The organism is Alcanivorax sp. HI0083 (assembly GCF_001635175.1).
In genome coordinates, this window is sequence record NZ_LWFX01000209.1 from 1 (window position 1) to 5,349 (window position 5,349).

6 protein-coding genes are annotated in these 5,349 nt (G+C 57.4%); 2 read left to right on the forward strand and 4 right to left on the reverse strand.

What is annotated here, in order from left to right:
* On the reverse strand, positions 1-602 hold a 602-nt coding region (locus A3754_RS02225; protein WP_304439776.1), incomplete at its 3' end, for an NAD(P)-dependent oxidoreductase.
* A 35-nt stretch (positions 603-637) separates the two neighbouring features.
* Here A3754_RS02225 and A3754_RS02230 point away from each other — a divergent pair.
* Positions 638-1,306 (forward strand): DUF523 domain-containing protein, encoded by a 669-nt coding sequence (locus A3754_RS02230; RefSeq protein ID WP_063518739.1) that lies wholly within the window; start codon positions 638-640, stop codon positions 1,304-1,306.
* A 193-nt stretch (positions 1,307-1,499) separates the two neighbouring features.
* On the opposite strand, the gene A3754_RS02235 is transcribed toward A3754_RS02230, so the two are convergent.
* From A3754_RS02235 to A3754_RS02245, 3 genes are read right to left on the reverse strand one after another with little or no spacing between them, the layout of a single operon-like run.
* Positions 1,500-3,029, reverse strand: coding sequence for an NAD(P)/FAD-dependent oxidoreductase (locus tag A3754_RS02235; RefSeq protein WP_063518740.1), 1,530 nt, complete (start codon positions 3,027-3,029; stop codon positions 1,500-1,502).
* A 2-nt stretch (positions 3,030-3,031) separates the two neighbouring features.
* A complete protein-coding gene (locus tag A3754_RS02240) occupies positions 3,032-3,880 on the reverse strand; it encodes an SDR family NAD(P)-dependent oxidoreductase (RefSeq protein WP_063518741.1) in 849 nt (282 codons plus the stop codon).
* Positions 3,881-3,937: 57 nt separating this feature from the next.
* Complete coding sequence (locus tag A3754_RS02245; RefSeq protein WP_063518742.1) at positions 3,938-4,867, reverse strand: metal-dependent hydrolase; 930 nt, start codon at positions 4,865-4,867, stop codon at positions 3,938-3,940.
* Here A3754_RS02245 and A3754_RS02250 point away from each other — a divergent pair.
* Positions 4,851-5,207, forward strand: coding sequence for a hypothetical protein (locus A3754_RS02250; protein WP_063518743.1), 357 nt, complete (start codon positions 4,851-4,853; stop codon positions 5,205-5,207). The genes A3754_RS02245 and A3754_RS02250 overlap by 17 nt on opposite strands.
* Positions 5,208-5,349 lie beyond the last annotated feature (142 nt).

A 5,349-nucleotide genomic window follows, 5' to 3' on the forward strand; every position in this document is an offset into this window, starting at 1 on the left:
ATCACATCCGCCGCCGGCAACAGCGCCGCCATCGGCACCCGGCCAGACTGATTCCCCCCGGCCTGAAACGATTCAGCTACCTGCACCGTCATGCCGAAGGCCTCCGCCAGGCAGGCCGCCTCACGCCCCAGATCCCCATACCCAATCACCCCAAAGGTTTTCCCGGCCAATTCCGTCATTGGATGGTTAAGCAGGCAGAATTGGGGCGCCTGACTCCAGCGCCCCGAACGCACATCCTCATGGTAGGGAACCAGCCGGGCCGCCAGCGACAACAACAGCGCCATCGTATGCTGCGCCACCGACGCGCGGGCATAACCGGTCACATTGCACACGGTGATGCCCAGGGCGGCGGCGGCATCCAGATCCACATTATTGGTACCGGTGGCACAAATGCAGATAAGCTTGAGGGACGGGCAGGCATTCAACGTGGCAGCATCAAGCACCACCTTGTTGGTCACCACTACCTGGACACCGTCCAGCCGGGCCACACGCTGGTCCGGGCGGGTTTGCGGGTAGAGCGTCCACGACAACATATTGTCGAAGGCGGTGAAGTCCAGCTCGTCGGGAACCAGAGTATCGGTATCCAGAAAAACGCCTTGCATAACCTGTCACCTTTGGGGAAGAAGGGAGACCTGCCATGCTAACGGATTTGCTGGAAAAAATGGGCTTCGACCTGCCGCAGCAGGAATGGGAAAAACCCGTTGTCGGCGTTAGCGCCTGCCTCACCGGGCAGAAAGTGCGCTACGACGGCGACCACAAACACAACGCTATTCTGGTCCACCAGCTGGGACCCTTGCTGCGCTTTCGGGAAACCTGCCCGGAGGTGGCCATTGGCTTGCCGGTGCCGCGCCCGCCCATTCAGGTGGTGCAGCTCGACGACCAACTGCGGGTACGGGGCGTGGACCAGCCCCAGCAGGATGTCACCGACGCCCTGGAAAACGTGGCCGCCACCCTGCAACAACCGTTGAGTGGTTTTGTGCTGAAAGCCCGCTCGCCCAGTTGCGGCTACCTGAGCACCCCGGTGCATAACCCCCAGGGCCAACAGATCGGCATGGCCTCCGGCGCCTTTGCCCGCAAGCTCCACGAACTGTTCCCGCGCATTCCGCTGGCCAACGAGGAAGACCTGGAAAAACCCGCCTTCCTGCAGGCTTTCCTGCTGCACGTGTATTGCTACCACCAGTGGCACCACAACGACCACCAGGGACAATGGCTCAATCACATGCAGGCGCAAACCGAACAACTGGACGAACCGCTACTCAGCGGCATGCGCCAGTATCTGGAAAAGCTCGGGCAGGCCATGCATTGAAACCAAGATGTCGGGTTACGGCTACGCCCTAACACGACCTACGAATAAGAATGCGAGGTTTTTGTAGGTCGGATTTACCCAAGGGCACAGAGAGCCTGTAAGCCGTAATCCGACACCACAACCGCATCGTTTCCAGGCACAAAAAACGCACGGCCCGAAGACCGTGCGTTTTCTTTTTACCCGTACCATCTTGTCAGGATGCCTTGCGCAGCACCTCTTCATTGAGGTACGTCACTTCATAGTCATCCAGCTCAAAGGCACTCAGCTTTTTCTTCAGCTCAGCCAGTGACCAGGGCCAGGCGGCAAAGTTGCGGCCGTTCTGGTCCAGGTAGTAGCTCTTGCAGCCACCGCTGTTGAACACCGTGCTTTTCAGGTGCTTCTGCACCTTGTCGTTGTGCTGCTTGAGCACATCCGGGCGAATGGTGACTTTACCAATGCCGTTGTTTTTCACTTTCTTCAGGCCATCGATGATGTAGTCCAGCTGCGCCTCGGCCAGGCCGATAAAGGAGTCATACACCAGAACGTTCGGGCCCAGTACCAGGAAGGCATTCGGCGTATTTTCCATGGTCGCACCGAGATACGCCTCCGGTGACGTGTCTTTCCACAGGTCCGACAGGCGATCACCGTTGGCATTTACCACCTTGCTGCCGATCGGCGGGTGCGACACTTCAAAGCCGGTGCCCCAGATAATCACGTCCACTTCGTGGCGCTCGCCATTGGCAGCAACCACCGTATTGCCATCCACTTCCACCAGACCATGGGGAATCAGGTTGGCGTTATCCGCCTGCAACGCCGGATAGTAATCGTTGGCAAACAGAATACGTTTGCAGCCCAGGGTAAAGTCCGGCGTTACCGCCTTGCGCAGAGCCTTGTCACGCACCTGCACCCGCAGCAACTGTTTCGCCGCCGTGCTGATGGGCTTCAACACGCCGGGGTTACGCAGGCCAAAGTTGATGGCATTCAGGGACGTGGCCACCGCCTTGCGCCAGCCACGCTGAATCACCGGCAATGCTTCAATGGTGCGCTTGCTTCTGTCGCCCAGCGGCAGGTCCGGCTTGGGCAGCACCCACGGCGCGGTTCGCTGGAATACGAACAACTCTTTCACCTTGGGTTGAATCTGCGGCACGAACTGGATTGCCGAGGCACCCGTACCAATCACCGCCACCCGCTTTCCGGTCAGGTCGTAATCGTGGTTCCACTTGGCGGAATGGAACATCTCGCCGGTGAAACTTTCCAGCCCGGGCAGCGCGGGAATCTTGGATTCGGTAATCGGCCCGGTGGCGAAAATAACGGTCCGTGCCAGGTACTGACCGCTGGACGTATCCAGCACCCAGAGGTGACGGCTTTCGTCCCAGGTGGCGCCGTCCAGCGAGGTATTGAATTCAATCAGCCGGGTGATGCCGAACTTGGCGCTCACATCTTCCAGATAGCTGAGAATTTCCGGCTGCTTGGCAAACAGATGGCTCCATTTGCTGCTCAGCGCAAATGAATAGGAATACAACGAGGACGGCACATCACAACCACAGCCCGGGTAGGTATTTTCCCGCCAGGTGCCGCCCACGCGGTCTGCCCTCTCGATAATCTTGAAATCGTTATAGCCTTCCTTTTTCAGCTTGATCGCTGCGGCGATACCGGAAATGCCGGCACCGACGATAAAGGAATCATAAATTTTTTCTGCCGGCGCCTTGCGCGCCGTGGTCTTGGTCTTTTTTGCAGCGGCCATGGTTATGCCCCCTTGTTACTGACAAAGCGATAAGAGAAACCCAGGAACTTGGCGTAAAAGTTCGGCGACGCCCGCTTCATCATCCAGAACAACTTCGCATCCACCTGAGGCGTGGTGTACAGCTCGCCCTTGTCCAGACGGTTCAGGGTCAGCTTGGCCACATCGTCACTGGTGGTCATGGCGTAGTTCATCAACGCATGGTCCGCCAGCTTGGAGTAACGGCCGGGGATGCGGCCATTCTTGATAATGTTGGTCGGCACCAGCGTCGGGCACAGCACATTCACGCGAATGTTGTCCCTGGCCAATTCCGAGAACAGGGTTTCGGACAAGGCGCGCACACCGGCCTTGGTCACGTTATAGGCACTCATTTCCGGTGCCGCCGTGTACGATGCCGCAGACGCCACATTGATAATGGCGCCATGCCCCTGTTTCTTGAAACCGGGCACAAAGTAGTGGCAGCCATTGATCACGCCCCACAGGTTCACGTGCATGCACCACTTCCAGTCATCCAGGCTCAGCTCATCGAACTTGCCACCCAGGCCCACGCCGGCGTTGTTAATGACCATGGTCACCGGGTGCCCCAGCAAGGCTTCAGATTCCTCAGCCAGCTTTTTAACCTGTTCCGCCTCACCCACATCACAGTGAATGGCGAAAGCTCTGGCGCCCTGGGCTTCCAATAGCGCCACGGTTTCCTGTGCCGCTTCCAGATTCACATCCGCACAAACCACGGCCCCGCCACGCTTGGCCAGTTCCAGTGCAAAACTGCGGCCGATGCCGCTACCGGCACCGGTCACCACTGCGTAGGCGTTTTTGCTTGGCTTGGCAAAACGCTGCTTCAAAAAAGTCATCATCACGATTATCTCAACAGGTTATCGGCGGCACGCCCCGAACCGGGCGCGCCACGGAAATCAGGCGCGCAGTTTCGGCACGAATTCCTTGACCAGATACGGCGACAGCAGACCGGTTTTCGGGTTCAGCAGCTTCTCCTTGTAATACTCAAGGTAGGCCGTGGTGTCGTGGTCATTGGGGTGAAAGTCCCGGCGCAGGTAATCCAGAATGTGTTTAACCGTACTGCCGTAAACGCCCTCTTTCGGGCCGACCAGAAACACCAGGCTGGTTTTCACGTCTTTCCAGTAACGCAGGCTGAGCAGCTTGGTCGGCTTGCGGTATACCGGAATCATGGCGCCGCCCAACGGCACCAGGAACATGATGGTAAAAGCCGCCAGCGCAAAGCCGCTCACCCGCAGCGGGTAGTTACCGGACAGAGTCTCGTAGACATCATAGGCAATGTCCTTGTGCTCAGACTCTTCCAGCATGTGCCACATCCACAGGGCGCGCTGCTTTTCATCACCGGTTTCGTAGAAGACCTCTTCATTCTTCATCATGTATTCCGCCAGCACCGCCGTGAAATGCTCAATCCCCGCCATCAGGGACAGCTGCATGCGGTTAGGCAGTTTCTTGAAACCGTACTCGAACACGTTGTCCGCCAGGAAACGGTACAGCGCCACCGGGTAGCGATGCTCGGCGAGGGTATCGTTAAACTCGTCGTGCATTTTGGAATGAATGGCTTCCTGGCCAATCAACGCCGTCACCCGCTGCTTCAACACCGGGTCCTTGAGAAACTGGCGGTGATAACGGGCGGTATCGATCACCAGCTCTTCGCCAAAGGTCAGGAAGATAGACAGCGCCTGAAAGTACGCAGTGGCAAACTCCGTATCTTTAAAGAAGGTGGTGTCGAGATCCTTGGCATCAAATTTGAAATCCATATGCCGGATGGGTAGCTCGGGAGCTTTCCCGGCGGTTTTCGGCGCGTATTGATGAATGGTTGCAGTACTCATAAAGGTCACCTGTCCACGTAAGGCCAACGCCAGCCAATACAAAAAGGGAGCGGCAGCAGCAGGCAACGCATTGCTTACCCTGCCCACCGTTACATTAATGGATGACACAATAAAGCGAATGCTTGTTCGGATTCAATTCGGATTGATTCCCCGGCAAGGAAAGACCCGCATAAAGGCACAAGAAAGAAGAGGAGTTATCTATAATAAAGGGCTGCACGGTAAGCAAGCGCAAACAAACCCGGTTATTTCGGGCCACTTATTGTCGGACAGCCTGTCCCTTATCCCCCCTGCCCAGGCAGAGAAAAGACGGGAATGCCGGCGCGGGCGCGCCGGCCTGTGATTACAGAATCAGGGTTAAACCGCCGGTGATTATGGCAAATAGCACCGTTAACCAGATCAATGTCCACCAGGGGAACGGCGGCGGGGGCGGCTCCACTTCCAGCTGCTTTTCCAGGTAATTCTTCAGCAGCTTGGTGTTGCGG

Bases quoted from the DNA above. Each gene is read 5' to 3' on its own strand.
- A3754_RS02230 (WP_063518739.1), top strand. From the start codon at position 638: ATGCTAACGGATTTGCTGGAAAAAATGGGCTTCGACCTGCCGCAGCAG.
- A3754_RS02235 (WP_063518740.1), bottom strand. From the start codon at position 3,029: ATGGCCGCTGCAAAAAAGACCAAGACCACGGCGCGCAAGGCGCCGGCA.
- A3754_RS02240 (WP_063518741.1), bottom strand. From the start codon at position 3,880: ATGATGACTTTTTTGAAGCAGCGTTTTGCCAAGCCAAGCAAAAACGCC.
- A3754_RS02250 (WP_063518743.1), top strand. From the start codon at position 4,851: ATGGTTGCAGTACTCATAAAGGTCACCTGTCCACGTAAGGCCAACGCC.
- A3754_RS02245 (WP_063518742.1), bottom strand. From the start codon at position 4,867: ATGAGTACTGCAACCATTCATCAATACGCGCCGAAAACCGCCGGGAAA.